Annotated in this window: 30 protein-coding genes, 1 pseudogene and 1 riboswitch; of the genes and pseudogenes, 16 read left to right on the top strand and 15 right to left on the bottom strand. The window is 71.8% G+C overall.

Annotated elements, in window-relative coordinates:
* Positions 1–7 precede the first annotated feature (7 nt).
* Entirely contained in the window at positions 8–967 is a 960-nt protein-coding gene (locus tag ACFV2J_RS03185) for an ABC transporter ATP-binding protein (protein ID WP_385085880.1), read from the bottom strand.
* Positions 968–1,115: 148 nt separating this feature from the next.
* On the opposite strand from ACFV2J_RS03185, the gene ACFV2J_RS03180 reads away from it, so the two are divergent.
* On the top strand, positions 1,116–1,355 hold the full coding sequence (locus ACFV2J_RS03180) for a toxin-antitoxin system HicB family antitoxin (RefSeq protein ID WP_385085882.1): 240 nt from the start codon (positions 1,116–1,118) through the stop codon (positions 1,353–1,355).
* Between the two features lie 4 nt (positions 1,356–1,359).
* Positions 1,360–1,734, top strand: coding sequence for a fic family toxin-antitoxin system, toxin component (locus tag ACFV2J_RS03175; RefSeq protein ID WP_153291864.1), 375 nt, complete (start codon positions 1,360–1,362; stop codon positions 1,732–1,734).
* Positions 1,735–1,828: 94 nt separating this feature from the next.
* On the opposite strand, the gene ACFV2J_RS03170 is transcribed toward ACFV2J_RS03175, so the two are convergent.
* From ACFV2J_RS03170 to bioB, 4 genes are all read right to left on the bottom strand, one after another.
* The gene (locus ACFV2J_RS03170; RefSeq protein WP_385085884.1) at positions 1,829–2,527 is read right to left on the bottom strand and encodes a class I SAM-dependent methyltransferase; all 699 of its coding nucleotides are present in this window, start codon (positions 2,525–2,527) and stop codon (positions 1,829–1,831) included.
* Positions 2,528–2,601: 74 nt separating this feature from the next.
* Positions 2,602–3,312 (bottom strand): dethiobiotin synthase, encoded by a 711-nt coding sequence (bioD, locus tag ACFV2J_RS03165; protein ID WP_385085886.1) that lies wholly within the window; start codon positions 3,310–3,312, stop codon positions 2,602–2,604.
* Position 3,313: 1 nt separating this feature from the next.
* Positions 3,314–4,594: an adenosylmethionine--8-amino-7-oxononanoate transaminase gene (locus ACFV2J_RS03160; protein ID WP_385437122.1), complete on the bottom strand. Its 1,281-nt coding sequence runs from the start codon at positions 4,592–4,594 to the stop codon at positions 3,314–3,316.
* Positions 4,587–5,807, bottom strand: coding sequence for a biotin synthase BioB (gene bioB, locus ACFV2J_RS03155; protein ID WP_385085890.1), 1,221 nt, complete (start codon positions 5,805–5,807; stop codon positions 4,587–4,589). Before bioB ends, ACFV2J_RS03160 begins: the two co-directional genes overlap by 8 nt.
* Positions 5,808–5,970: 163 nt before the next feature.
* On the opposite strand from bioB, the gene ACFV2J_RS03150 reads away from it, so the two are divergent.
* The gene (locus ACFV2J_RS03150) at positions 5,971–7,104 is read left to right on the top strand and encodes an 8-amino-7-oxononanoate synthase (protein ID WP_385437120.1); all 1,134 of its coding nucleotides are present in this window, start codon (positions 5,971–5,973) and stop codon (positions 7,102–7,104) included.
* Positions 7,105–7,116: 12 nt separating this feature from the next.
* Here the strand turns inward: ACFV2J_RS03150 and ACFV2J_RS03145 are convergent, their stop codons facing one another.
* Positions 7,117–7,341, bottom strand: coding sequence for a DUF397 domain-containing protein (locus ACFV2J_RS03145; protein WP_385096863.1), 225 nt, complete (start codon positions 7,339–7,341; stop codon positions 7,117–7,119).
* 12 nt (positions 7,342–7,353) lie between these two features.
* Positions 7,354–8,211, bottom strand: coding sequence for a helix-turn-helix domain-containing protein (locus ACFV2J_RS03140; protein ID WP_385096866.1), 858 nt, complete (start codon positions 8,209–8,211; stop codon positions 7,354–7,356).
* A 212-nt stretch (positions 8,212–8,423) separates the two neighbouring features.
* On the opposite strand from ACFV2J_RS03140, the gene ACFV2J_RS03135 reads away from it, so the two are divergent.
* On the top strand, positions 8,424–8,882 hold the full coding sequence (locus ACFV2J_RS03135; protein ID WP_385096869.1) for an ATP-binding protein: 459 nt from the start codon (positions 8,424–8,426) through the stop codon (positions 8,880–8,882).
* A 35-nt stretch (positions 8,883–8,917) separates the two neighbouring features.
* On the opposite strand, the gene ACFV2J_RS03130 is transcribed toward ACFV2J_RS03135, so the two are convergent.
* The gene (locus ACFV2J_RS03130; protein ID WP_385096872.1) at positions 8,918–9,829 is read right to left on the bottom strand and encodes a LysR family transcriptional regulator; all 912 of its coding nucleotides are present in this window, start codon (positions 9,827–9,829) and stop codon (positions 8,918–8,920) included.
* 117 nt (positions 9,830–9,946) lie between these two features.
* Here ACFV2J_RS03130 and ACFV2J_RS03125 point away from each other — a divergent pair, with 117 nt between their 5' ends.
* A complete protein-coding gene (locus tag ACFV2J_RS03125; protein WP_385096875.1) occupies positions 9,947–10,666 on the top strand; it encodes a LysE family translocator in 720 nt (239 codons plus the stop codon).
* Between the two features lie 62 nt (positions 10,667–10,728).
* Here the strand turns inward: ACFV2J_RS03125 and ACFV2J_RS03120 are convergent, their stop codons facing one another.
* From ACFV2J_RS03120 to ACFV2J_RS03110, 3 genes are all read right to left on the bottom strand, one after another.
* Positions 10,729–11,202 (bottom strand): C40 family peptidase, encoded by a 474-nt coding sequence (locus ACFV2J_RS03120; RefSeq protein ID WP_385094910.1) that lies wholly within the window; start codon positions 11,200–11,202, stop codon positions 10,729–10,731.
* 3 nt (positions 11,203–11,205) lie between these two features.
* Positions 11,206–11,391, bottom strand: a riboswitch (cyclic di-AMP (ydaO/yuaA leader).
* 346 nt (positions 11,392–11,737) lie between these two features.
* Positions 11,738–12,043: a hypothetical protein gene (locus ACFV2J_RS03115; protein WP_385094913.1), complete on the bottom strand. Its 306-nt coding sequence runs from the start codon at positions 12,041–12,043 to the stop codon at positions 11,738–11,740.
* Positions 12,044–12,050: 7 nt separating this feature from the next.
* Positions 12,051–12,707 (bottom strand): ATP-dependent Clp protease proteolytic subunit, encoded by a 657-nt coding sequence (locus tag ACFV2J_RS03110; protein ID WP_385437116.1) that lies wholly within the window; start codon positions 12,705–12,707, stop codon positions 12,051–12,053.
* 320 nt (positions 12,708–13,027) lie between these two features.
* Between ACFV2J_RS03110 and ACFV2J_RS03105 the strand changes: the two genes are divergently transcribed.
* The 8 genes from ACFV2J_RS03105 (at position 13,028) to ACFV2J_RS03070 (ending at position 20,391) form a co-directional block, all read left to right on the top strand.
* Complete coding sequence (locus ACFV2J_RS03105; protein WP_356801480.1) at positions 13,028–13,306, top strand: type II toxin-antitoxin system Phd/YefM family antitoxin; 279 nt, start codon at positions 13,028–13,030, stop codon at positions 13,304–13,306.
* A gap of 479 nt (positions 13,307–13,785) precedes the next feature.
* Positions 13,786–14,088, top strand: a complete 303-nt coding sequence (locus ACFV2J_RS03100) for an urease subunit gamma (protein WP_385094923.1) — start codon at positions 13,786–13,788, stop codon at positions 14,086–14,088.
* A gap of 15 nt (positions 14,089–14,103) precedes the next feature.
* On the top strand, positions 14,104–14,415 hold the full coding sequence (locus ACFV2J_RS03095; protein WP_385094927.1) for an urease subunit beta: 312 nt from the start codon (positions 14,104–14,106) through the stop codon (positions 14,413–14,415).
* Complete coding sequence (locus ACFV2J_RS03090) at positions 14,408–16,129, top strand: urease subunit alpha (RefSeq protein ID WP_385437113.1); 1,722 nt, start codon at positions 14,408–14,410, stop codon at positions 16,127–16,129. The genes ACFV2J_RS03095 and ACFV2J_RS03090 overlap by 8 nt, the downstream gene beginning before the upstream one ends.
* The gene (locus ACFV2J_RS03085) at positions 16,129–16,803 is read left to right on the top strand and encodes an urease accessory protein UreF (RefSeq protein WP_385437111.1); all 675 of its coding nucleotides are present in this window, start codon (positions 16,129–16,131) and stop codon (positions 16,801–16,803) included. Before ACFV2J_RS03090 ends, ACFV2J_RS03085 begins: the two co-directional genes overlap by 1 nt.
* Before the next feature lie 420 nt (positions 16,804–17,223).
* Positions 17,224–17,907, top strand: a complete 684-nt coding sequence (gene ureG / locus ACFV2J_RS03080; RefSeq protein WP_385098489.1) for an urease accessory protein UreG — start codon at positions 17,224–17,226, stop codon at positions 17,905–17,907.
* A complete protein-coding gene (locus ACFV2J_RS03075; protein ID WP_385437181.1) occupies positions 17,904–18,662 on the top strand; it encodes an urease accessory protein UreD in 759 nt (252 codons plus the stop codon). The genes ureG and ACFV2J_RS03075 overlap by 4 nt, the downstream gene beginning before the upstream one ends.
* 130 nt (positions 18,663–18,792) lie before the next feature.
* Entirely contained in the window at positions 18,793–20,391 is a 1,599-nt protein-coding gene (locus ACFV2J_RS03070; RefSeq protein WP_385437108.1) for an alpha/beta hydrolase, read from the top strand.
* A gap of 92 nt (positions 20,392–20,483) precedes the next feature.
* Here ACFV2J_RS03070 and ACFV2J_RS03065 read toward each other — a convergent pair whose 3' ends face one another.
* From ACFV2J_RS03065 to ACFV2J_RS03050, 4 genes are all read right to left on the bottom strand, one after another.
* Positions 20,484–21,200, bottom strand: a complete 717-nt coding sequence (locus tag ACFV2J_RS03065) for a lysophospholipid acyltransferase family protein (protein WP_385094305.1) — start codon at positions 21,198–21,200, stop codon at positions 20,484–20,486.
* 112 nt (positions 21,201–21,312) lie between these two features.
* Positions 21,313–22,539 (bottom strand): ornithine--oxo-acid transaminase, encoded by a 1,227-nt coding sequence (gene rocD / locus ACFV2J_RS03060; RefSeq protein ID WP_385094302.1) that lies wholly within the window; start codon positions 22,537–22,539, stop codon positions 21,313–21,315.
* Complete coding sequence (gene ddaH / locus ACFV2J_RS03055; protein WP_385094300.1) at positions 22,536–23,357, bottom strand: dimethylargininase; 822 nt, start codon at positions 23,355–23,357, stop codon at positions 22,536–22,538. Before ddaH ends, rocD begins: the two co-directional genes overlap by 4 nt.
* 122 nt (positions 23,358–23,479) lie before the next feature.
* The gene (locus ACFV2J_RS03050) at positions 23,480–23,992 is read right to left on the bottom strand and encodes an Lrp/AsnC family transcriptional regulator (protein WP_385094297.1); all 513 of its coding nucleotides are present in this window, start codon (positions 23,990–23,992) and stop codon (positions 23,480–23,482) included.
* Positions 23,993–24,069: 77 nt separating this feature from the next.
* On the opposite strand from ACFV2J_RS03050, the gene ACFV2J_RS03045 reads away from it, so the two are divergent.
* The 3 genes and pseudogenes from ACFV2J_RS03045 to ACFV2J_RS03035 form a co-directional block, all read left to right on the top strand.
* Positions 24,070–24,825, top strand: a complete 756-nt coding sequence (locus ACFV2J_RS03045) for a LytR/AlgR family response regulator transcription factor (RefSeq protein WP_385094294.1) — start codon at positions 24,070–24,072, stop codon at positions 24,823–24,825.
* An 11-nt stretch (positions 24,826–24,836) separates the two neighbouring features.
* Complete coding sequence (locus ACFV2J_RS03040) at positions 24,837–25,196, top strand: hypothetical protein (RefSeq protein WP_385094291.1); 360 nt, start codon at positions 24,837–24,839, stop codon at positions 25,194–25,196.
* 96 nt (positions 25,197–25,292) lie between these two features.
* Positions 25,293–26,189: pseudogene (locus tag ACFV2J_RS03035) on the top strand (cation acetate symporter); the annotation flags it as partial.
* Positions 26,190–26,305 lie beyond the last annotated feature (116 nt).

The following is a 26,305-nucleotide window of genomic DNA, read 5'->3' as shown; positions in this document are numbered from 1 at the left end:
GGCCGCCTCAGTCCTTGTCGTGGGGTACGGGGCCGGCGACGCCGTCGGCCGTCACACCGCTGGGGTCCGTCACGGAGTCCGGCGCGGGAGGCGCGTCGTGGTCGGCGGCGCTCGCCTGGGCGGGTACGGCGGCCGCGTCCTCCTTCGGCGGGCGGGAGTCGCCGTCGCCGGGAGCGGTGCCCTCGGAGCTCGCCCGGACCGTGTCGAAGCGTTTCATGCGCTCCAGCACCGCTTCCGCCGTCGGCCGGTCCATCTCGTCCACGATCCGCCCGTCCGCGAGGAAGAGGACCAGGTCGGAGTGGGCGGCCGCGCCGGGGTCGTGCGTGACCATGACGACGGTCTGGCCGAGCTCGTCGACCGCTTCGCGCAGGAAGCCGAGGACCTCGAGGCCCGCGCGGGAGTCGAGGTTGCCGGTCGGTTCGTCCGCGAAGATCAGCTCGGGGCGCGAGGCGAGCGCCCGCGCGCAGGCGACGCGCTGCTGCTGGCCGCCGGAGAGCTGGGCGGGACGGTGCTTGAGCCGGTCGCGCAGTCCCAGTGTGTCGATGACCTGGTCCAGCCACTCACGGTCCGGCCGCTGACCCGCGATGTCCATCGGCAGCGTGATGTTCTCGGCGGCGCTGAGCGTCGGGATCAGGTTGAACGACTGGAACATGAACCCGATCCGGTCCCGGCGCAACCGGGTCAGCTCGCGGTCCTTGAGCCCCGTGATCTCGGTGTCACCGAGCCACACCTGTCCCGCCGAGACGGTGTCGAGCCCGGCCAGACAGTGCATCAGCGTCGACTTCCCGGAGCCCGAAGGGCCCATGACCGCGGTGAAGCGGCCGCGCGCGATGGCCACGTCGACCGAGTCGAGGGCGAGGACGGTCGTCTCGCCCGAGCCGTACGCCTTCGTCAGGCCGCGGGTACGGGCGGCGATCCCGTCGGCGCCCCCCGGGCCGACGGCGTGCTCCGCAGCTGATGTGGGCAAGGCCGCCTCCTGGGTGATCGATGTCCCGGCATCCGTGTCCCGGCCGAGCGTAATGTGATCCCGCCCACAGGGGGTGTCCCTCCGGATTATTGGGTCGTCCGGCCTCGGCCCCTTGCGGGTGCTAGCACTTCGGCGCTAGCTTCGAAGTATGGCGAAGACCCAACTGAACGTACGGGTGGACGAGGGCACGGCCCGCGCCGCCCGCGAGCGGGCCCTGGCACGCGGCATGAGCGTGAACCGGTACATCGAGGAGCTGGTCAGACAGGACACCGGGGAGGTGGGCCACACCTTCGTGGACGCCGCGTCCGACTTCATGAAGCAGTACGAATCCGTCTTCGCCGAGGAATTCGGCGCGGACCGCGAAGGCTCCCGCGAAGGTCGTCGTTGATCCCTTGAGCAGTCTCAGAGTCGACCTTGCCTGGCTTCTCATGATCGCCGAACAGAAGACGCCCGGAGACCCCCAGGTCACCGACTGGGGAGCCCTCGTCGCCGCCGTCAGCCGGCACGAGGCGGAGATATTCGGCATTCCCGTCTACGACAGTCCGCACGACCGCGCCGCCGCGCTGCTCCAGCTCCTGCTGCACGTCCCCGCGCTCGAACGCTCCAACGCGATGTTCGCCTCGGCCGTCGCGTACGCCTATCTCGTCGCCAGCGGCCTCAAGGTCGTCACCTCCCCAGAGCAGGTGCGCGAACTCGCCCGCCTGGTGAAGGGCGGCGAGGCGACCGTGCACGACATCGCGCGGGAACTGCGCCAGTGGAGCCTGTGAGGCGCCCGCCTCGGTCACGCGCCCGCCTCCGTCACGCGCCGGCCTCCGCCAGGAGGCTCGGTCCGCCCGGGCCAGGACGCTCCGTCCTCCCGGGCTAGGACGCCCGGTCCTCCCGGACGCCGGGCCGGTACGCGGAGCCCAGCACGCAGTACGAGGTGGGCAGCCGCGGCCCCTTCTCAGGCATCAACAGCCGCCGGTACGGCCCGAGTTCGAACCCGGCGTCGCGCAGTGCGGCGATCGGGTCACGGGCCAGGCGGCAGCCGCCGTTGAGCCGTGGCCACACCGTGCGGTCCAGGCCGCGCTGGGCGGCCGCCATCACGCGTCCGCCCCCCGTGCCGTGCTCGAAGAACCGCACGGTGCCGCCGGGCCGCAGCACGCGCCGAAGCTCCGCCAGGGCCCGCGGCACATCGCGCACGCTGCACAGCACCAGCGAGACCACCGCCGCGTCGAAGGCCTCGCTCTTGACCGGCAGGGCCTCGGCCACGCCCGGCACCACGTCGACCGGAACCTCCGCGCGCAGCGCCGCCTGAACGGCCGACCGCCGCAGCCACCGCTCCGGTTCGATCGCGACGACCTCCGAGACGGCACCCGGATAGTGCGCGAAGTTCAGGCCGTTGCCCGCGCCGATCTCGATGACCCGGCCGGAGAGTCCCGAGAGCAGCCGGTCGCGTACGCCGCCCATGCCCATCCGGGTCTCGGCGGCCACGCTGACCCGCGCGTAGTAGCGGGCGAACACCGGATGGCGCACCGGGTCCCGGGACACCTTGCCGGAGCCGGCCGACCTGAACGCCATGACGGACCTCCCGGGAGGACGGGACCTACCGTGATTGTCCCCCGTGAAAGTCCGTCACACCCTTCGGCGGCCGCTCAACAGGACGCGGTGAAGGTGTCCGCGTTCCACGTGCCGCCCAGCCCCGGTGCCAGCCATCCCGGTGCCCCGGCGCGGAAGGCGGCGGGCGGCCGGGCGCCGGCCCCAGCGGGCAGCGCACCCAGCAGCGGTGCCTCGGCCACCACCGGCAGGTCCGCGAGGTTGCAACGGGACGCCAGGTCCGCGGAGTCGGGCCAGCTGCCGATGACGAGCCCGGCCAGGCCGAGGCCCCGGCGGCGGATCTCGCGCGCGGTCAGTTCGGTCGTGTTCAGCGTGCCGAGCCCCGCCGCCACGACGAGCAGCAACGGCGCGTCCAACAGCGCCGCCGCGTCCGCGAGCGTGCCGCCCTCGTCGTCGAAGCGGACGAGCAGACCGCCTGCCCCCTCGACCAGCACGAGGTCGTGCTCGACGGCCAGTTTGGCCGCGGCGTCCGCGACCTCGGGGGGCCGCACCGGGGCCAGCCGGGCCCGCCGCGCGGCCGTGGCGGGGGCCAGGGGCTCGGGGTAGCGGCCGAGTTCGAGGGTGGTCACCGTCCCCGCGAGCCGGGCCACCTCGTCGGCGTCGCCGCGCTCGTGCGGACCCACGCCCGTCTGCGCGGGCTTGAGGACGGCCACGGACCGTCCGGCGGCGACGGCGGCGGCGGCGACGGCGGCCGTCGTGACCGTCTTGCCCACCTCCGTGCCCGTCCCCGTGATCACCAGGACCGTCATGTCATCCCTCCCGCGCCGCCGCGCGGACCGCGCGGGCGATCCGTGCCACGTCCTCGTCACCGGTGACGTACGGCGGCATCGTGTAGACGAGGTCGCGGAACGGCCGCAGCCACACTCCCTCGCGCACGGCGGCGGCGGTCGCCGCCGCCATGTCCACCTCGTGGTCGAGCTGGACGACACCGATCGCGCCCAGCACGCGCACGTCCCGGACCCCCGGCATCGAGGAGGCCTCCGCCAGCCCCTCCCGCAGCCCCGCCTCGATCCGCTTGACCTCGGTCTGCCAGTCCTGCCCGAGCAGCAGGTCGATCGAGGCGCAGGCGACCGCGGCGGCCAGCGGATTGCCCATGAAGGTCGGGCCGTGCGCGAGCACCGGGACCTCGCCGCGCGAGATGCCCTCGGCCACCCGGGCCGTGCACAGCGTCGCCGCCATGGTCAGGTACCCGCCGGTCAGCGCCTTGCCCACGCACATCACGTCCGGCGTCACGCCCGCCTGCTGCGCCGCGAAGAGCGTGCCCGTACGGCCGAAGCCGGTGGCGATCTCGTCGAACACCAGCAGCACGTCGTGCGCGTCGCAGGCCTCCCGCAGCACCCGCAGATACGCGGGGGAGTGGAAACGCATCCCGCCCGCGCCCTGCACCACCGGCTCCACGATCACCGCGGCGAGTTCGTCAGCGTGGCGCCCGATCAGCTCGCGCAGGTGCGCGGCGTACGACTCCTCGTATCCGGCCGGCGGGGCGTCCGCGAAGACCTGGCGTTGCAGCACGCCCTGCCACAGCTCGTGCATCCCGCCCTCGGGGTCGCACACCGACATCGGCTGCCAGGTGTCTCCGTGGTAGCCGCCCCGCCAGGTCAGCAGCCGCTGCTTGGCCGGGCGGCCGAGCGAACGCCAGTGCTGGAGACACATCTTGACGGCGACCTCGACCGAGACCGAACCGGAGTCGGCGAGGAAGACGTGCTCCAGACCGTCCGGGGAGATGTCGACCAGACGCTTGGCCAGCCGCACGGCGGGCTCGTGCGTGAGCCCGCCGAACATCACATGGCTCATGCGTTCCAACTGGCCGCGCGCCGCGTCGTTCAGCACCGGGTGGTTGTAGCCGTGGATGGCCGACCACCAGGACGACATGCCGTCGACCAGGTCGCCCGAGCCGTCCGCCATCCGCAGCCGCACCCCGCTCGCCGACTCCACGACGAGCGGTTCCTGCCGGCCCGGCATCGGGCCGTACGGATGCCAGACGTGGCGCCGGTCCAGGTCGAGCAGCTCCCGCAGGGACAGGTCAGGCATTGGGCGCGAGATCCGTTCCGGCACCTCGGCGGCGCACGGCGACCAGGTCCGTACGTGCCTCGGCGGGCACCTCGGCCGGAGCCGACCCGCACACGCCGCCACCCTCGTGCGACCCGCACCCACCGCCACCCTCGTGCGACCCGCACCCACCGCCCTCGTGGGACCCGCAGCCGGCGTCCGCGTGCGCGCCACAGCCCGCGCCCGCCGTCGCCCGGTGCTCCGGCAGCGTCACCTCGCCCGCGCCCTCCACCTCGAACCCGGCGTCCGCGATCATCTCCAGGTCGGCCCGGCCGGCCTGGCCCTCGCTCGTCAGGTAGTCGCCGAGGAAGATCGAGTTGGCCAGGTTGAGGGCGAGCGGCTGCATCGTGCGCAGATGGACCTCACGGCCTCCCGCGATGCGGACCTCGGCGTCCGGGCAGACGAACCGGACCATCGCCAGGATGCGCAGACACCGCTGCGGCGTCAGGTTCCACTCCTTGGCGAGCGGGGTCCCCTCGAAGGGGATCAGGAAGTTCACCGGAACGGAGTCGGGGTCGAGCTCGCGCAGCGCGTAGACGACGTCCACGAGGTCCTCGTCGCTCTCGCCCATGCCCGCGATCAGACCGGAGCAGGCGGACAGACCCGCCGCGTGCGCCTTCTGCACGGTGTCCACCCGGTCGGCATACGTGTGCGTGGTCGTGATGTCCCCGTACGTCCCCTCGGACGTGTTGAGGTTGTGGTTGTAGGCGTCCGCGCCCGCCTCGCGCAGCCGTTCGGCCTGACCGTCGGAGAGCAGGCCGAGGCAGGCGCACACCTCGACGTCCTCGTGCTGGTCCTTGATCGCCTTGATGGTGTCCGAGACCCGGTCCACGTCACGGTCGGTCGGACCGCGGCCGCTGGCCACCAGGCAGACCCGCTTGGCACCCCCGGCCAGCCCCGCCGCCGCGGCCTGCGAGGCCTGGTCGGGCTTGAGCCAGGTGTACTTCAGGATGTCGGCCTTGGAGCCGAGCCGTTGCGAGCAGTACGAGCAGTCCTCCGGGCACAGCCCGGACTTCAGGTTGACCAGGTAGTTGAGCTTCACTCGACGGCCGAACCAGTGCCGCCGGACTTTTCCGGCCGCGGCCACCACGTCGAGCACGTCGTCGTCGGACGTGGCCAGCACGGCCAGCGCCTCGTCACGGGTCGGCAGCTCGCGCCGAAGCCCCTTGTCCACCAGCGTGTTCAGCAGGTCCATGAGATCCGATCCTGACGTATCCGAGCGGGTGCGGCCAAGGAGAGATCGCACAACAGACTCGGTTCGACGTGTGGGTATTGCCACATCCTGGGTGCCGGGCCGTCCCGCTAGGGTCTGTGCACTGCCTACAAAACCACCACCCCCAGGGCCCGGAGGCACCAGCATGGCCGGATCGCCGTTCGCATGGATCGACGAGCAGGCGCACCAGCGCCGACGGGCCGGACTCGTCCGCACCCTGCGCCCGCGCGCCGCCGACTCGGCCCTGCTCGATCTGGCGAGCAACGACTATCTCGGTCTCGCCCGCCACCCCGAGATCACGGCCGCCGCGGCGGACGCCGCGCACCGCTGGGGAGCGGGCGCCACCGGATCGCGGCTCGTGTCCGGCACTACCGGACTTCACGCCGAACTCGAACGCGAGCTCGCCGACTTCTGCGGCTTCGAGGCCGCGCTCGTCTTCTCCTCGGGGTACGCGGCCAACCTCGCCGCGGTCACCGCACTCGCGCCGCACGGCTCGCTCGTCGTCTCGGACGCGGGCAACCACGCCTCGCTCATCGACGGCTGCCGGCTCGCCCGCGGCGCCACCCAGGTCGTCGCGCACGCCGACCCCGACGCCGTGCGCAAGGCGCTCGCGACGCACGAGGGGCCCGCTGTCGTCGTCTCCGACACGGTCTTCTCGGTGGACGGTGACGCGGCACCCCTGGCCGGACTCGCCGACGCCTGCCGCGCGCACGGCGCGGCGCTGCTCGTCGACGACGCGCACGGACTCGGGGTGCTGGGCAGGGGCGGCCGGGGCGCCGCGCACGCCGCGGGGCTCGCCGGCGCCGCGGACGTCGTCGTGACCGTCACCCTCTCCAAGTCGTTCGGCAGCCAGGGCGGCGCCGTCCTCGGGCCCGCACCGGTCATCGACCACCTGGTCAACGCGGCGCGCACCTTCATCTTCGACACCGGTCTGGCACCGGCGGCGGCGGGCGCGGCCCTCGCGGCGCTCAGGCTGCTGCGCCGCGAGCCGGCGCGCGCCGACCGGGCCCGTGCCGTGGCGACGGCGCTGCACACCCGGCTGACCGCCGAGGGACTGGAGGCCGTACGGCCGGACGCGGCCGTGGTCTCGGTGCGCGCGCCGTCCCCCGAGCGGGCCGTGCGGTGGGCGGCGGACTGCCGGGAGGCGGGGCTCGCCGTCGGCTGCTTCCGCCCCCCGTCCGTGCCCGACGGCATCTCCCGGCTGCGGCTGACCGCCCGCGCGGATCTCACCGACGCCCAGATCGAGCAGGCCGTACGGGTGATCTCCCGGAACCGGTGAACGAGGCGGCGGTCAGTGCAGTCCGGCGATGAACCCCTCCCAACTGGCAGGGGTGAACAGCAGGGCGGGGCCCGCCTTGTTCTTGGAGTCGCGCACGGCGACGAGTCCCGCCCAGGGCCCGGGGCCCGGTCGTGCGGTCTCGACGCAGTTGTTCATTCCGGTGCTGCGGCTGCTGCGCAGCCAGCGCACCTCACGTAGGGAAGTACTGAGGGGTACGTACCGAGGCAGTGCGGTCATGGGGGTGCCTCCTTACGCGCCGTCACCTATCCCGGCGATGTAGTCCAACGAATCCTCGGGTGAAAGGGCGTGGGACCGAAGGGTGTTGAAGGCTTCGGTGTAGGCCTGAAGGTCTTCTTTCCGCTCGAGGTAGAGGCTACTCGTCAAGTGGTCGAGAACAACCACGTCCAGATCAGTAGTGTTCGGAAAGGAGAAAATAACGAAAGGCCCGGTCACTCCGGCGTGCGCCCCCGCGGCGAACGGCAATACCTGAAGGCGCACTTGCGGAAGGACGGCGGCTTCCCGGAGCCGGGCCAGCTGCCGTGCCATGACCTCGGGTCCGCCGACCTCGCGGCGCAACACGGCCTCGTCCAGGACCGCGGTCAGCTCCAGCGGCGGATGCGAACGCAGCACGTCCTGCCGGGCGAGGCGCACCTCGACGAGCGCGTCCAGCTTGTCGTCCTCGAGTCCGCCCACGGCCGCCCGCGTCACCGCCCGGGCGTACTCGGGGATCTGGAGCAGCCCCGGCACCACGGACGTCTCCAGCGTGCGCATACCGCTGGCCTGGGACTCCAGACTGATGAAGTCCCGGTAGGCGGGCGGCAGGACGCCCCGGTAGGCGTGCCACCAGTGGTGGCGCCCGTTGCCCTCGGATCCGGCCAGTCCGAGCAGGAGCTCCCGTAACCCGGGCTCCCCGACGCCGTACGCGTCCAGAAGCCGCTCCACGTCGGCCGGTTTCACCCCGCTGATACCCGTCTCGATCCGGCTCACCTTCGACTGGTGCCAGCCGACGAGACGGGCCGCCTCACCGCTGGTGAGGTTCGCACCGGCGCGCAGCGCGCGCAGTTCGGCACCGAGTTTGCGGCGGCGTACCGCGGGACCGTGCTGCATGGCCGTACTCCTTACTCCTTCCGAGCCGCCCAAATACGGTCTGCCGTCGCAGAGTTCACCGCTTCGAGCGACAGATATATGCATATCTCGGTGGATCGCGCCCGTGACCGGCCCAGTGATGGCAGTCTGGCGCGAAGCACCAGTCCGGGACCGTACTCGAACCATCCGCTCCGTGTCGGACTCCGGTCCCGTGGGAAAGGGACGACGTCGTCATGGCAGACCACCAGGAAGCATCCGTCACTCTGCCGAGCGATCCCGCCTCGGTCTCCGCGGCCCGGAATTTCGTCATCGACGTGCTCGCCGAATGGGGCCTGCCGTGCGACGCCGAAGTCGCGGACACCGTACGCCTGATCGTGTCCGAACTAGCCACCAACGCCGTCCAGCACACCTTGGGCCAGTCGCCCACCTTCACGGTGGACGTCCGGCTGGAGCGGGACGAACAGCTGCGCATCGGCGTCACCGACAGCCATCCGCGCTTCCCGAAACGTCTGCCCGCCGCCGTCCAGCAGGACAACGGCCGCGGGATGGTGATCATCCGCTGGCTGACCGCCGAGTGCGGCGGCAGGGTCCTCGTGCGCCCCACCCGGGAGGGCGGCAAGACGGTCTCCATCGAGTTGCCGTGGACGGTGCGGGCCGAGCCGGTGGTGGCCGGTGGTCCGCAAGAGCCCTGAGGAAACGATCATTTGCCGTGCCCCGCCGGGCGCCCCTACCGCGTGGCACGCCCGAACACACCGCGCAGCAGGGCCCGGAAGGCCTCGGCCGCGGGTGCCTGCCGGTCGGTCCGGTGGACGACGGAGATCGTACGGCGCAGATCTCCCGGTTCCAGCAGCCGCAGCCCCACCGGGGTGGCCGCCGTCCTGGCCACCATCTCCGGCACCACCGCGACCCCGAGCCCCGCGCTGACCAGCGCGCACACCAGGGCGTATCCGGGGCTCTCGACCCGTACCGCCGGGGTGGCCCCGACCCGGGCCAGCGCGGCCTCCACGCCCTGCCGCGGCGGATGGTCCGGGGCCATGCTGATCAGCGGCTGGCCGGCGAGTCCGGAGAGCGGCAGCCGGGCCGCACCGTCCGCGAGGACGTGTCCCGGGGCGGTCACGAGCACCAGTTCCTCGACCAGTACCGGCTCCGCACGCACCGACGAGGGGAGGGGCACCGGGTCCGCGGGCTCGTAGGTGTGCGTCAGCGCGAGGTCGACCTCGCCGGCCGCGACCGCCGCGACACCGTCCGGGGGCTCGTAGTTCGCGACCGTGAGTTCCACGTCGGGGTGGGCCCGGCGAAAGGCGCTGAGCACCGGTGGCAGCAGATGGATGCCCGCCGTCTGGAAGGTGCCGAGCCGCAGGGTGCCGCCCGACAGGCCGGTCAGCCGGGCCAGTTCGTGCCGGGCCCGCTCCATCTCGTCGAGCACCCGCCGCGCCCGCGCCACGAGCAGCTCGCCGGCGTCCGTGAGCCGCGTCCCGCGATGGGAGCGGACCAGCAGGAGCGCGCCCGCCTCCCGTTCGAGCTTGGCGAGCTGCTGGGAGAGGGCGGGCGGGCTGTAACCGAGGCGTTCGGCCGCCCGGGTGATGGATCCCGCCTCGGCCACCGCCACCAGGGCCGCCAGCCGTGTCGGGTCGTACATCGGACGGCTCCCGGGTCCGGGGACCCCGCGGCGGGGCCGGGTCCAAAGGATTGCTTAAGACGGACCCAGGATATTCGACATACCTGCTGAAGGCCCGGGCCGGGCAGCCTGGGGGCCATGGACGCACAGCTCATCGCCTTCACCGGAGTGGCCGCGGGGATGGTCGCCATGCCCGGTGCGGACTTCACCGTCGTCGTACGCAACGCCCTCGTCTCGCGCCGGGCCGGGGTGGCGTGCGCGCTCGGGGTCGCGGGCGGGCTGCTCCTGCACACGGCGCTGGCCGTCGCCGGAGTCGCCGCCGTCCTCACGGCCGTGCCCGCGCTGTTCCGGATGCTTCAGCTCCTCGGCGGCGGCTACGTCCTGTACCTCGGGGTACGGACCCTGGGCGGCCTGCGACGGCGAGAGCGGGACCCGGGGCCGGACGGTCGGCCGGACCGGGCCGGAGCGCGGGAGCGGGGGCGCTCGGCGGTGTCCGGCGGGCCGCTGTCCGGTGATCCGATTCCCGGTGATCCGATTCCCGGCGTGCCGCGGGACGGGAGCCGTCCGCTGCGGCAGGGCTTCGTCACCAACGCGCTCAACCCGAAGGCACCGATCACCTTCCTGAGCCTGCTGCCGCAGTTCGTGCCCGCGGGCAGCCCCGCGATGCCCCGCACCCTGGTGCTGGCCCTGATCGTGGTGGCCCTCGCCCTGGTGTGGTTCCCGGCGGTCGCCCTGCTGGTCGACCGGCTCGGCCGATGGCTGCGCGGGCCGCGCGCCGCCCGCGCCGTGGAGGCGTTCACCGGGAGCGCGCTCACGGTGCTGGGCGTGGTGCTCCTCCTGGAGCCCCTGACGGCCTGAGGGACCCCGGGGCTCCTGCCCTGGGGGGCGGCGGCCCGGCGCCGCCGCTCCCCCCGGACAGGTCAGCTGACCCGGCCGTACCAGACGCTCTTCGTCCAGATCTTCTGGAGCTTCACGACTTCCCCGGTCTTCGGGGAGTGCCAGATCTTTCCCTTCCCGGCGTAGATGCCGACGTGGTACACGTTCCGGCCCGAGTGGAAGAACACGAGGTCACCGGCCTTGCGGTGCGAGGCGGAGATGTGGTGGCTCTTGTTGTACTGCCCCGCGGCCGTACGAGGCAGCTTCTTGCCCGCCTTCTTGTACGAGTACAGCGTGAGCCCGGAGCAGTCGAAGCGGCGCGGCCCGGTGGCGCCGTACTTGTACGGGGCCCCCTTCTTGGATGCCGCGACCTGGAGTGCCCTCGTCGCCGGCGTGGCCGCCTCGGCGTCGGACGCGACGCCCGGGACCACCAGGCTGCCGCCCACGGCGGCGATGGTCAGAGCCGAGGCCGTACCGGCCCGGGTCAGCAGCGACGGGACACGATTGAGCGCAGTCATGCGCAACCCTTCGTCAACCGCCTGTGAAGGATGACCTGTCGGATTCGGGCTGGCGAAGTAGCCCGGCCGCTTACGCGGCTTCACCCCAAGGACCGCCCGGATCTCTCCGGCGGCCCGTCTTGCTGGGTCCTCCACTCCTGCCGATGCACATCTGTCGACCGGTCATCCGGGCGGCGGCAGGACTCGGCGTCCGCCCGGACCGCCCCGCCGGTGTGGCGGGGGCTTGTCGTCGGAAGGGATCTTCACGCATGGATGTCGGAAAATCCGAGCGGAACCGATGATTTGTGGGGTTACTCACCACTCACCCGTTCGGGTGGACACTCCTCTGTTCGAGGGGTGTTGGGGACACCGGCAACGCTCTTACCAGCAACGGAGCGTCCCGTTCAGCCCTTTGGCCACGCGTGTTGCGCAACTTCCGGGGCCACCCGAAAGGACGCGCGTCTACGCCGTTGGGGGGTACGCCGACTGGTCCGTTTGAAACCCGGGCCGGTCGCTCGGCGGAACGGAGCGAGCGACGGCCCGGGGTTCGGGGGCGTCAACTGCCGGAGTCGGGCGGCAGGGTGACGCGGGCGGCCCGCCGCTCCCCGTCGAGGACGCGCAGGGCCTGTGCGAGGGTCGGTGCGTGCACCTCGCTCTCGCCCCGCTGGTGCATCAGGGCCAGGGCGTCACGCAGCGCGGTCGCCTTGCCGACGAGTGCCTGGGCGGCGCGCAGCCCGCGATAGGTGTCTCCCGGGTGGGCCGGGTTGATGCGGCCGACCAGGTCGACCACGTCGAGGTAACGGTCAATCAGCTCGGCCTCGGCGTGCGTCAGTGCGGGCAGTGGGGGCAGTTCGGGCACCATCGGCGGATCACCTCGCGTCGGGTGTGGCGTTCCCCGCACCGGGCGTGGTGCGCGAGTTCTTGCGGCTCGGGATGATCCCGTCCACCAGTCCGTACGCCAGCGCGGCCTGCGCGTCCAGAATCGTGTCCCGCTCGATGTCGGCGGCGACTTGTTCGGGATTTTGCCCCGTATGCCGTACGAGCATGTCCTCCAGCAGCTTCCGGGTGCGCGTCAACTCCGCTGCCTGGAGGGCCAGATCGCCGACCTGGCCCTCGATCGGGCCGGGCAGCGAGGGCTGACGGATCGACACCCGGGCTCCCGGCAGGGCGAATCGCTTGCCCGGGGTGCCGCCGGCCAGCAGGACGGCGGCGACCGAAGCGGCCTGCCCCAGGCACACGGTCTCCACGTCGCAGGTGACGAACCGCATCGTGTCGTAGATGGCCGTCATCGCGCTGAACGAGCCGCCGGGGGAGTTGACGTAGAGCGCGATGTCCCGCTCGGGGGCCTGGTGTTCGAGGTGCATGAACTGGGCCGTCACGTCGTTCGCCGACGTGTCGTCGATCGTCGTCCCGAGGAACACGATGCGCTCGTCGAGCAGCTTGGAGTACGGGTCGAGGGTCCGGTGTCCCGCGGTCGTGCGCTCGGTGAACTCGGGCAGGACATGACGGGCGGACGGTTCGTACATGACTGGCGCCTCCTCCGGGCGACTCCCCTGTGAGCCACCTCTGTGAAAAACGTACAGGACGTACAGATCCCGTTCCCAGGGAATCGGCCGACAGCGAAGAACTCCATGTGAGACGGGGGGCCCGGAGAAGGGGAGCGCGCGGAAAGGGGGACAGCAGGGACAGCAGGAGGGGAGCGGGTTGCTCCGAGGGGACGACGCGGGCGCTGCGGGCCGGACGCGGGGGCATCGCCCCGCGGCGGAGGGTGCCGTCGCTCCCGGCCGAGCAGGCGGGACTCGTCCGTTTCGGGAGAGCGTCAGGGGTCCGGTCTAAGCTGGTGGGCATGGCCTACGAGATTCCGGTGACGCAAGCCAGGGCTGAGCTCGCCGATCTGATCAACCGGGTGGTGTACGGGGGCGAGCGTGTCGTCGTGACGCGCCACGGGAAGCCTCTCGTCGCCCTCGTCTCCGCCGCCGACCTGGAGCGGCTCGAAGAGCTCCGGGAGTCCGCCGAGGAGCAGGTTGTCAGTTCCCTCTCCAGCGTCCGCGAGGTCACCTCCGCGCCCCGGGAGCGCCAGCGCTTCGGTATCGCCGCGGAGCACCAGGGGCCCAACGTCTCGTAGCGGAAGGGCGATCGGAGAGGCACGCCGCCCGACGGTCGTGGTTCCGTGTGCCGACTTCCGCGCCCCTTGTCCCGTGCAGGATGTGCCGCGTGCGGTGTCGACCCGCGCGGGCCCAAGGGCGCGCCGTATACGGTCCGGGTCCGGAGGACGTCCGGGGCGGCCCACGTCGGCCCCGAGGCGGCCGGCCGCTCTCCGCGGGGCGGGCCGGAGTGCCCAGCGGCCCGCGCGCCCGCCGTGACCCGGCGCGCCGCTCCGCCGAGGTGCGCGCGGTCCGAGTGAAGATCGTCGAGGTCCACCGGGCACCGGGCCGTCGGCCGGGCCCGCGGCCACCCGTCACGCCGCCCGGTGGGGACCAAAGGCCGGTTAACGTCCACGAAACGACGGCCAACTAGCGTGCGCATCCATGCCACCAGGGGTTTTGGTGGCTGCGGCCACCGGACCCCGCACGGTCCGGAGCGAGGACTGTGAGGTGGGACGTCGTGCAACTGACCCCGCACGAGCAAGAGAGGCTGCTGATCCACGTGGCCGCCGACGTGGCCGAGAAGCGCCGGGCCCGCGGACTGAGACTGAATCACCCCGAGGCCATCGCCCTCATCACGTCGCACATCCTCGAAGGCGCACGGGACGGCCGCACCGTGGCCGAACTGATGTCCTCCGGGCGCAAGATCCTCACCCGCGACGACGTCATGGAGGGCATCCCCGAGATGATCCACGACGTCCAGGTCGAGGCGACCTTCCCGGACGGCACCAAACTCGTCACCGTCCACGACCCGATCGTCTGAGGGGGAGCGAGCACCGTGATTCCCGGAGAGATCCTGTTCGCCGAGGGGCCGGTCGCCTTCAACGAAGGCCGCGAGGTCACCCGGCTGACCGTCCTCAACGCCGCCGACCGGCCCGTCCAGGTCGGTTCCCACTACCACTTCGCCGAGGCCAACCCCGGCCTGGAGTTCGACCGCGCCGGCGCGCGCGGCAAGCGGCTCAACGTCGCCGCCGGCACCGCCGTGCGCTTCGAACCCGGGATCCCGGTCGACGTCGAACTCGTACCGCTCGCCGGTGCCCGTGTCGTGCCCGGCCTGCGCGGTGAGACCGGAGGTGCCCTCGATGCCTGAGCTGTCGCGCGGCGCGTACGCCGACCTGTTCGGCCCCACCACCGGCGACCGTATCCGGCTCGCCGACACCGACCTGCTCGTCGAGATCGAGGAGGACCGCTCCGGCGGCCCCGGGCGCGCCGGTGACGAGGCCGTGTTCGGCGGCGGCAAGGTCATCCGGGAGTCCATGGGCCAGTCACGCGCCACGCGCGCGGAAGGCACTCCGGACACGGTCGTCACGGGCGCGGTGATCATCGACCACTGGGGGATCGTCAAGGCCGACCTGGGCATCCGCGACGGCCGGATCACGGGCATCGGCAAGGCCGGGAACCCCGACACCATGGACGGTGTCCACCCCGACCTCGTCATCGGTCCGGAGACCGAGATCATCGCGGGCAACGGACGGATCGTCACGGCGGGCGCCATCGACGCGCACGTCCACCTGATCTGCCCCCAGATCGCCGACGAGGCACTCGCCTCCGGCATCACGACCCTGGTGGGCGGCGGCACCGGCCCCGCCGAGGGTTCCAAGGCCACCACCGTCACGCCCGGCCCCTGGCATCTGGCCCGGATGCTGGAGTCGATGGAGGGGTATCCCCTCAACTTCGGACTGCTCGGCAAGGGCAACACCGTCTCGCACGACGCGATGCTGTCGCAGATCCGCGGCGGCGCGCTCGGACTGAAGCTGCACGAGGACTGGGGGTCCACGCCCGCCGTCATCGACGCCGCGCTGACCGTCGCCGACCGCACCGGCATCCAGGTCGCCATCCACACGGACACGCTGAACGAGGCGGGGTTCGTCGGCGACACGCTCGCCGCGATCGGTGGGCGCGGCATCCACGCGTACCACACCGAGGGCGCCGGCGGCGGGCACGCCCCGGACATCATGACGGTGGTCTCCGAGCCGCACGTGCTGCCCAGTTCCACCAACCCGACCCGGCCGTACACCGTCAACACCGCCGAGGAACACCTCGACATGCTGATGGTCTGCCACCACCTCAACGCGGCCGTTCCCGAGGACCTGGCCTTCGCCGAGTCGCGTATCCGGCCGTCCACCATCGGGGCCGAGGACATCCTGCACGACCTCGGCGCGATCTCCATCATCTCCTCCGACTCGCAGGCGATGGGCCGGGTCGGCGAGGTCATCCTGCGGACCTGGCAGACGGCCCATGTGATGAAGCGGCGGCGCGGGGCCCTGCCGGGCGACGGACGCGCGGACAACCACCGCGTACGTCGCTATGTCGCCAAGTACACGATCAACCCGGCGCTCGCGCAGGGACTCGCCCGCGAGATCGGCTCCGTCGAGACCGGCAAGCTCGCCGACCTCGTGCTGTGGGACCCCGCGTTCTTCGGCGTCAAGCCGCAGCTCGTCATCAAGGGCGGCCAGATCGCGTACGCGCAGATGGGCGACGCCAACGCGTCCATTCCGACGCCGCAGCCGGTTCTGCCCCGCCCGATGTTCGGGGCGATCGGGCGGGCGCCCGCCGCGAACTCGTTCAACTTCGTGGCACCGCTCGCGATCGAGGACGGGCTGCCGGAACGGCTCTCGCTGAGCAAGAGGTTCATGGCGATCGACTCGACCCGGGGGGTGACCAAGGCCGACATGCGGGAGAACGACGCCCGGCCGCGCGTACGCGTCGATCCCGACAGCTTCGCCGTGCACATCGACGGCGAGCTGGTCGAGGCGACACCGGCCGCGGAACTGCCCATGGCCCAGCGTTACTTCCTCTTCTGATGTCCCGCGCGGCACTTCTCGTCCTGGCGGACGGCCGCTTCCCCGCCGGCGGGCACGCCCACTCCGGCGGGGCCGAGGCGGCCGTCAAGGCCGGGCGGATCAGCGGGGCGGCGAGCCTGGAGGACTTCTGCCGGGGGCGGTTGCACACGACGGGGCTGGTGTCGGCAGCCCTCGCCGCGGCGGCCGCGCTCGGCGTCGACCCGGTGGCACTGGACGCGGCAGCGGACGCGCGGACACCGTCGCCCGCTCTGCGCGGGGCCGCGCGGCGGCTCGGGCGGCAGCTGACGCGGGCGGCGCGGGCGGCCTGGCCGTCCGAGGAACTCGACGCGCTTGCCGGGGAGTTCCCCAAGGGAGCCCACCAGCCCGTGGTGCTCGGGGTGGTGGCCAGGGGCGCCGGACTCGGGCCCGAGGACGCCGCGTACTGCTCCGCGTACGAGAGTGTCAGCGGGCCGGCGACGGCGACCGTGCGGTTGCTCAGCCTGGACCCCTTCGACGCCACGGCGGTACTGGCCCGGCTGGCGCCGGAGTTGGACCGGGTGGCCCAGCGGGCGGCCGAGGCCGCGCGGCGCGTGGTGCTCGACGGGGTCGACGCGTTGCCCGCGGGGGGTGCTCCGCTGCTGGAGATCAGTGCGGAGGCGCATGCCGCTTGGGCTGTGCGGTTGTTCGCGTCGTAGGGGGTCGGGGTGGGCGTTGGTGGTCCTGGCCGCCCGGGGGCTCCGCCCCCGGACCCCCGTTCGCCCGAAGGGCTCGTCCTCAAACGCTGGACGGGCTGGATGTGCGGGCCCGAGCCGGAAAGCCGGCGCAGGGGACGGCCCGAAGAGCCGGAGGGCCGGGAGTTGCCGGACGGTTCGAAGGCACCGGACGGTTCGCAGACGCCGGACGGTTCGAAGGCGCCGGAGGGTCGGAAGGTGCCGGAAGGCCCAGAGTTGCCGGACGGTCTGAAGGCGCCGGAGGGTCGGAAGGTGCCGGACGGTCTGAAGGCGCCGGAGGGTCGGAAGGTGCCGGACGGTACAAAGGCGCCGGAAGGTCCATAGACGCCTGGAAGTTGGAAAACGTCGGAGAATCGGTCTCGGCCGGGAAACGGAGCCGCAATCATGCACCTCGACCATCGTCACGGTCACGACGGGGCGTCCGCCGTGAGTGCCGACGCACGGCGTCCGGACGGCTCACGGAGGGCCCTGCGGATCGGGCTCGGCGGGCCCGTGGGATCCGGAAAGACCGCGACCGTCGCGGCGCTCTGCCGGGCCCTGCGCGACGAGTTGTCGCTCGCGGTCGTGACGAACGACATCTACACCCGCGAGGACGCCGAGTTCCTGCTGCGCGAGGCGGTGCTGCCCCCCGAGCGGATCACCGCCGTCGAGACGGGGGCCTGCCCGCACACCGCGATCCGGGACGACATCTCCGCGAACCTCGAAGCGGTGGAGGACCTGGAGGACGAGGTCGGGCCGCTGGACCTGATCCTGGTCGAGTCCGGGGGCGACAACCTCACGGCCACCTTCTCCAAGGGGCTGGTCGACGCGCAGGTCTTCGTGATCGACGTGGCGGGCGGCGACGACATCCCGCGCAAGGGCGGCCCCGGGGTCACCACCGCCGACCTGCTCGTCGTCAACAAGACCGACCTCGCTCCCCACGTGGGTTCCGACCTGGGCCGGATGGCCGCGGACGCCAAGGCGCAGCGCGGCGAACTGCCGGTCGTCCTCCAGTCGTTGAGGACCGAGGACGGTGTCTCGGCGGTCGCGGACTGGGTGCGGGAACGGCTCGCCGCGTGGACGGCGTGACGACGGCGGGCGTACGGGCCACCGCACGGATCGGGGCACGCGCCGACGGCCGGGGAGGCACCTCGCTGCCCGTGCTGGACGGCGAGGGGCCGATCGCGCCGCGCCGCACCCGGGCACACGGCGACGAGGCGCGGGTGATGCTCGTCGGCGCGATGAGCGGTCCGCTCGGCAACGACCGTTTCGCCGTGGAGGCGACCGTCGGCGAAGGGGCGCGCCTGCACGTGGGGTCGGCCGCCGCGACCATCGCGCTGCCGGGGCAGGCCAAGGGCGAGGCCCGCTACGACGTACGGCTGCGCGTCGCGGGCGGGGGTGAACTGCACTGGCTTCCCGAGCAGTTGATCTCCGCGAACGGGAGTGATCTGCACGTCACCTCGGGGATCGACCTGGCGCGTGGCGCGCGGCTCGTCTTCCGCGAGGAGCAGGTACTCGGTCGCGTCGGTGAGCCACCGGGCCGGCTCACCAGCCGTCTCACCCTGCGGCTCGGCGGACGGACGCTGCTGGACCAGGAGTTGTCGTGCGGCCCCGGCGCGCCCGGTGGATGGGACGGTCCCGCCGTCCTCGGTGGATATCGTGCCCTCGGGCAACTGCTCGTCGTGCGGCCCGAGTTCGAGGAGCGGATGCCGCCTGCCCGGGTTTTGGGGGAGTGCGCGGCCGTCCAACCGCTGGTCGGACCCGCTGTTCTGGTGAGCGCACTGGCCCCGGACGCGCTGCGGCTGCGCCGGGTTCTGGACGAGGCGTTGGGGTCGTTCGGGTGAGTATCCGCTCAACGGGGTGCTGTACACCGCTTATCGGATTAGTAAAGAAGCCCGGTCACCCCTGTTCTCAGGGACCTCACAGCAGAAAGGATCCCCGTACCAATCGCAACGATGTACGGGGAGGTCCCACTTGAGGGCTTTGAGACCGACGAGACGAGTGACAGCGCTCGGCTCGGCCGGAGCGCTCGTCACGGCGACCCTGATAGCCGGAGCCATGGCGGCGCCGTCGGCCACCGCCGCCTCGCGCCACGGCCAGGACCGCGAGGCCCGTGGTGCGGCGATCGCCGCCGCCCGGGCCGAGAAGGCCGGTATCAACTGGCAGGACTGCCCGGCGGACTGGGGCTTCGTGAAGCCCATCCAGTGCGGCTGGGTCAGCGTGCCGCTGGACTACGCGCACCCGAACGGCAAGCAGATCAAGCTCGCCGTCGACCGTATCGGGAACACCGGGACGAAGGCGGAGCGCCAGGGCGCCCTCGTCTACAACCCGGGCGGCCCGGGCGGCTCCGGCATGCGCTTCCCCACTCGTGTCACCGGCAAGAACCCGATCTGGGCGAACACCGCGAAGGCCTACGACTTCGTGGGCTTCGACCCGCGCGGTGTCGGCCACTCGGCACCCATCTCCTGCATCGACCCGCAGGAGTTCGTGAAGGCGCCCAAGGCCGACCCGGTCCCGGACTCCGAGGCCGACAAGCGCGCTCAGCGCAAGCTCGCCGCCGAGTACGCGGACGGCTGTGCCGAGCGCAGCGGCAAGGCCGTGCTGGCGCAGATGACCACGCCGAACACCGCGCGCGACCTGGACGTCATCCGCGCCGGACTCGGTGAGAAGAAGCTCAACTACCTGGGCGTCTCGTACGGCACCTACCTCGGCGCCGTCTACGGCACGCTCTTCCCAGGGCACGTCCGCCGCATGCTCGTGGACAGCGTCGTCAACCCGGCGCGGGACAACATCTGGTACCAGGCCAACCTGGAGCAGGATGTCGCCTTCGAGGGCCGCTGGAAGGACTGGGAGGACTGGGTCGCCAAGAACGACGCGGCCTTCCACCTCGGCGACTCCCGCGCGAAGGTGCAGAACCAGTGGCTGAAGCTGCGCGCCGCCGCGAAGAAGAGCCCGCTGGGCGGGGTCGTCGGACCCGCCGAGCTGATCTCCTTCTTCCAGAGCGCCCCGTACTACGACTCGTCGTGGGTACCGGTCGCGTCGGTGTTCAGCAAGTACGTCGCCGGTGACACCCAGGCGCTGGTGGACGCCGCCGCTCCGGACCTGTCCGACACGGCGGGCAACATCAGCGCGGAGAACGGCAACGCCGTCTACACCGCCGTCGAGTGCACCGACGCCAAGTGGCCCACCAGCTGGAACAAGTGGGACAAGGACAACACGCGGCTCGACAAGTCCTACCCGTTCATGACGTGGGCCAACGCGTGGCTGAACCTGCCGTGCGCCACCTGGCCGGTCAAGCAGCAGAACCCGGTCGAGGTCAGGACCGGCAAGGGGCTGCCGACCGTCCTGATCGTGCAGTCCACGCGTGACGCCGCCACCCCGTACCCGGGCGCGGTCGAACTGCACAAGCGTTTCAAGGGCTCCCGTCTCATCACCGAGCAGGGCGCGGGCTCGCACGGTGTGACCGGCCTGGTCAACCCGTGCATCAACACGCGGGTGGACACCTACCTGCTCACCGGCAGGACGGACTCGGCCGATGTGACGTGCACGCCGCACGCCACGCCGGCGCCGTAACACGCCGCACACGAAGGGGCGGCCGGTCCTCCGGCCGCCCCTTTCGCGTCTCCGTACCGCCCGCCCGCGCCGCCCGCTGTCGCGCCGGACCGTCAGCTCAACGGCATCCGCGGGAACCTGCGCGCGTTCTCGGCGGCCACCTCGGCCTTGACGTCGGCGGCGTACCGGTCGACGTACTCCTGCCCGGAGAGGGTGAGGATGGCGTACATGATCTCGTCGGTGACGGCGCGCAGGATGGCCTTCTCGTTCTCCATGCCGGCGTAGCGCGAGAAGTCGAGGGGCTCGCCGAAGCGGATCACCACGGGGCGGAAGTCGGGGATCTTCTGGCCCGGCGGCTGCGCCTCGAAGGTGCCGATCATCGCGCAGGGGACGACCGGCACCCGGGCCTGCAGGGCCATGACCGCGACGCCGACCTTGCCCTTGTAGAGGCGTCCGTCGTGCGAGCGGGTGCCCTCCGGGTAGATGCCGAGCAGGTCGCCCCGGCGCAGTACGCCGACGCCCTCCCGGATCGCGGCCTGGCCCGCCTGCTTGCCCGAGCGGTCCACCGGGATCTGGCCGGCGCTGCGGAAGAACGCCGCCGTCAGACGGCCCTTGACGCCCGGCCCGGTGAAGTACTCCGCCTTCGCGAGGAAGGTGATCCGCCGCTTGAGGATCGCGGGCAGCAGGAAGTGGTCCGAGAAGGACAGGTGGTTGCCCGCCACGATGGCGGCCCCCGACGACGGTATGTGCTCAAGGCCCTCGATCCGAGGCCGGAACGCCAGCCTCAACAGCGGACCCAGAAGCACATGTTTGAGCACGTGATAAAACACCTGAGGCGCTCCTCTGCTCCTCCGGGTCCTCCCCGGGGAGCGATCAGTGTAGGCGCGCCCGTCGCCGGGGGTAACCGTTCGGGTGTCACTCTCTGTGGCCCCGTGGCCGGTATCAGACCCCTTGTGCCAGAACCTTCCCCAGGGCCGCGAGAGCGGACCGGAGTTCGTCCGCGGTGATGGTCAGCGGCGGGGCCAGCCTGATGGTCGAGCCGTGGGTGTCCTTGACCAGGACCCCTTCGCGCATGAGGCCCTCGCTGATCTCGCGGCCGGTGCCGATGGACGGGTCGATGTCGACGCCCGCCCACAGCCCGCGCGAGCGGAAGCCCTCCACCCCCGTGCCCACGAGCGCCTGGAGCCCGTCCCGCAGCACCACGCCCAGCTCGGCCGCCCGGCGCTGGAACTCACCCGTCTCCAGCAGCTCGACGACCGCCGAGCCGACCGCCGCGGCGAGCGGGTTGCCGCCGAACGTGGAGCCGTGCTCGCCGGGGCGCAGCACCTCCAGGACGTCCCGGCGCGCCACCACCGCCGACACCGGCACGATGCCGCCGCCGAGCGCCTTGCCGAGCAGCAGCATGTCCGGGACGACGCCCTCGTGGTCGACGGCGAGGGTGCTGCCCGTCCGCCCCAGACCCGACTGGATCTCGTCCGCGACGAACAGGCAGTTCGCCCGGGTGGTCAGTTCGCGCACACCGGTCAGATAGCCGTCGTCGGGGATGACGACGCCCGCCTCGCCCTGGATGGGCTCGATCAGCACGGCCGCGGTCGTCTCGTCCACGGCCGCTTCGAGCGCCGCGAGGTCGTTGTACGGGACGATCCGGAAGCCCGGGGTGAAGGGGCCGAAGCCGCTGCGGGCCGACTCGTCCGTGGAGAAGCTGACGATCGTGGTCGTACGGCCGTGGAAGTTGTCCGCGGCCACGACGATCGTCGCCCGGTCCGGGGCGACGCCCTTGACCTCGTAGGCCCACTTGCGGGCCACCTTGACGGCGCTCTCCACCGCCTCGGCGCCGGTGTTCATCGGCAGGACCATGTCCAGGCCCGTCAGCTCGGCCAGGGAGGCCGCGAAGTGGGCCAGCTGGTCGTTGTGGAAGGCGCGGGAGGTCAGGGTGAGCCGGTCGAGCTGGCGGTGCGCCGCCTCGATGAGCACGGGGTTGCGGTGGCCGAAGTTGAGAGCCGAGTAGCCCGCCAGCATGTCGAGGTAGCGGCGGCCCTCGACGTCCTCGACCCAGGTGCCCTCGGCGCGGGCGACGACGACGGGGAGAGGGTGGTAGTTGTGGGCGAGGACCGGGCCCTCGGCGCGGATCAGGTCGGCGGACGTACGCGTACGGGCGGGAGCGGTCATGAGCGGATCTCCTGGGTGCAGCACTTGATGCCGCCGCCGGCCTTGTGGAACTCGGAGAGGTCGACGGGGACGGGGACGTAGCCGTGCCGGGCGATCTGGTCGGCGAGAGCCTCGGCACGCGGCGAGATGAAGACGTGACGGCCGTCGGAGACGGAGTTCAGACCGAAGGTCATCGCGTCCTCGCGGGTCGCGATCACCGCGTCCGGGAAGAGCCGTGCCAGCACCTCGCGGCTGCCGGGCGAGAAGGCTTCCGGGTAGTAGGCGATGTTCGCCCCCGGCCCCTCCTCCAGGACGAACAGGGCCGTGTCCAGATGGTAGAAGCGCGCGTCCACCAGCTGGAGACCGATCACCGGGACGCCGAAGAACTCCTGGACCTCGCGGTGCGCCTGCGGGGTCGTACGGAAGCCGGTGCCCGCCAGGAGGTAGCGGCCCACCGGGACGAGGTCGCCCTCGCCCTCGCACACGGATTCGGGACGGTAGACGTCGAAGCCGGCGGCCTTGAACCAGGTCTCGTAGGCGCTGGACTCGGGGCGGCGCTGGGGGGCGTGGAAGAGCGAACCGAAGACACGGCCCGCGAGGACGAGCGCGGAGTTCGCCGCGAACACCATGTCCGGGAGATCCGCCACCGGCTCCACGGTGTCCACGGTGTGCCCATGGGCACGATAGGCGCTGATCAGCGCCTCCCACTGGCCTTGGGCCAGATCGACGTCCACTCGGGTGTCAGGGTGCATCCAGGGGTTGATCGCGTACTGCACGGCGAAGTGTCTGGGTTCACAGACCAGAAAGCGCCGAGGGCGCGGCACACGGCTGTCAGGCACAGAGAGGTTCCTCCGCTTCCTGCGGTGTTGACGGGGGTGCCTCAAAGGTAGGAAACGGGGGATACGGGCGACAAGCGAGGAGAGCTGCGTGTGTACGCAGTATCGCTGCGCAATCACGGTGGTCAGCGCACGTTTGCTGCGTCCTGGGCCTCTTCCGGGGCAGCATGGGTCGCGCCCGCCTCGGGGGCCTCCGGCAGCAGATGGGACAGCACCATGTAGCTGATCGTCTTCCGGATGAACGGCTCGGTGCGGATCCGCTCCAGGACCTCCTCGAAGTGGTCCACATCGGTGGCACGTACATGCAGCAGCGCGTCCGCGCCCCCGGTCACCGTCATGGCGGCGGTGATCTCCGGATGGTTGCGGACCACCTCCGCGAGCCGCCGGGGCGGCGCCGCGCCCTCGCAGTACACCTCGACGTACGCCTCGGTGCGCCAGCCGAGCGCCGTCGGCTTCACCGTCGCCGTGAACCCGGTGATCACACCGGTCTCCCGGAGCCGGTCCACCCGCCGCTTGACGGCGGTCGCCGACAGGCCGATCGCCGCGCCGATCTCGGCGAAGCTCGTCCGGGCATTGGCCATCAGGGCTGTGATGATCTTGCGGTCGAGTTCGTCGAACATCCCGGGCTTGCTGTTCATGGCGGCACTGTATCCAGCGAGAACGTCCATGCCCCGCACATGTCCAGGCGTACGAATCGCTCTTACACTCCACTTCCATGCTGCGCGTGCTCGCCGTCGACGACGAACAACCGTCCCTGGAGGAGCTTCTCTATCTCCTCAACGCCGATCCCCGGGTCGCCGGCGCCGAGGGCGCGAGCGACGCGACCGAGGCGCTGCGCCGGATCAACCGGGCCCTCGCCTCCGGACCCGACGGGCCCGAGGCGATCGACGTCGTCTTCCTGGACATCCACATGCCCGGACTCGACGGACTCGACCTGGCCCGGCTGCTCACCGGATTCGCCCGTCCGCCGCTGGTCGTCTTCGTCACGGCGCACGAGGGTTTCGCCGTCCAGGCCTTCGACCTCAAGGCCGTCGACTACGTACTGAAGCCGGTGCGCAGGGAGCGGCTCGCCGAGGCCGTCCGCCGGGCGGACCAACTCCGGCGCACCGCACCGCTGATCCCCGTGCACGAACCCGACCCCGACCACATCTCCGTCGAACTCGGCGGGGTGACCCGCTTCGTGTCCGTCGAGGACATCACCCACGTCGAGGCGCACGGCGACTACGCGCGCCTGCACACCGCGCAGGGCAGCCATCTGGTCCGCATACCGCTGTCCACCCTTGAGGAACGCTGGCGGTCCCGCGGCTTCGTCCGCATCCACCGCCGCCACCTGGTAGCCCTGCGCCACATAGGCGAACTCCGCCTGGACGCGGGTACGGTGAGCGTTCTCGTGGACTCCGTCGAACTCCAGGTCAGCCGCCGGCACACGCGCGAACTGCGTGACCTGCTGATGCGCCGGACCAGCAGCTGAGGGGGAACGGCGTGCCGCAGGATCCGACCGAACGCCGGGTGGTCGTCACCGGAGCGCCCCGGCGCACCCGCCGCACGTCCGCCTACTACCGGCCCAGGACCGAGATCGACGAACAGACCACGCTCGGCCACACCTACGTCCGCTCCCTGATGCGCAGTCAACTCCGGGTCGCACTGGTGGTGTTCGCCGTCCTGGTGCTCCTCGTCGGACCGCTGCCCCTGGTCTTCGCCGCGATACCGGACGGCGCGAGCCTGGAATGGGCCGTGCTCGGTTTCTGCGTCTACCCGCCGCTCGTCCTGCTGGCCCGCTGGTACGTGCGCCGCGCGGAGCGCAACGAACGGGACTTCGTGCGTCTGGTCGAGGACCGCTGAGGTGGTGTCGAGGACCGTCGAGGGGCGGGGCGTGAGGGGACCCGCGGGACGCGGGACGACGGGTCCCGGCGGTCGCGGCACGAGGAGCCCCGCCCGGTGAACCAGAACTACGCGGTGCCCGCCGTCGCCCTCGTCGTCGTCGCGACCGTCCTGGTCGGGGCGTTCGGCCTGCGGATGTCCCGGACCACCTCCGACTTCTACGTCGCCTCGCGCACCGTGGGCCCACGGCTGAACGCGGCCGCGATCAGCGGGGAGTACCTCTCCGCCGCCTCCTTCCTCGGCATCGCGGGCCTGGTGCTCGTCCAGGGCCCGGACATGCTCTGGTACCCCGTCGGATACACGGCGGGCTATCTGGTGCTGCTCCTGTTCGTCGCGGCCCCGCTGCGCCGCTCCGGCGCCTACACGCTGCCCGACTTCGCCGAGGCGCGGCTCGGCTCGCAGGCGGTCCGGCGGCTCGCCGGTGCCTTCGTCGTCGGCGTCGGCTGGCTCTACCTGCTGCCCCAGCTCCAGGGCGCGGGACTCACACTGGCGGTGCTGACCGACGCGCCCGACTGGTTCGGAGGAGTGCTCGTCGCCGTCGTCGTGGTCGCCACGGTCGCCGCCGGCGGCATGCGCAGCATCACCTTCGTGCAGGCCTTCCAGTACTGGCTGAAGCTCACCGCCCTGCTGGTCCCGGCGCTCTTCCTGGTCCTCGCCTGGCAGGGCGACGGCGCCCCGCGCGGCGCCTTCGACGAACCGGCGACCTTCCGCGCGCAACGGGTCGTCCGCTTCGACGACACCCTCGACCTGAGACTCCCGGACCCGCTCGCCGTCACGGTGACGGGAACCGTGGACGGCCGGCGCTACCGGAGCGAGCGGGTCCGGCTCCCGGCCGGCGCCCACCGCATCACCCGCGGCACCCGGCTGACCTTCCAGAAGGGGGACCCGGTACCGGCCGCCGACCGCGCCGGGAACGGCGGCATGTCGACCTCGCCGGCGACCCGCCGCGAGGAAAGCCCCCAATAACCCACCTACGGACTTATCCTAGCCACCGTACGCGGCACCAAGGGACTCCCGCAAGTGGGAGTCAGCTGAGAAACCAGCCCACACGGGGTCGCCGCGCGACGCAC

Origin of the sequence: Streptomyces sp. NPDC059668 (assembly GCF_042734135.1) — a bacterium.
Taxonomy (GTDB): domain Bacteria; phylum Actinomycetota; class Actinomycetes; order Streptomycetales; family Streptomycetaceae; genus Streptomyces.
This window is presented reverse-complemented; position numbering and strand designations above follow the sequence as displayed.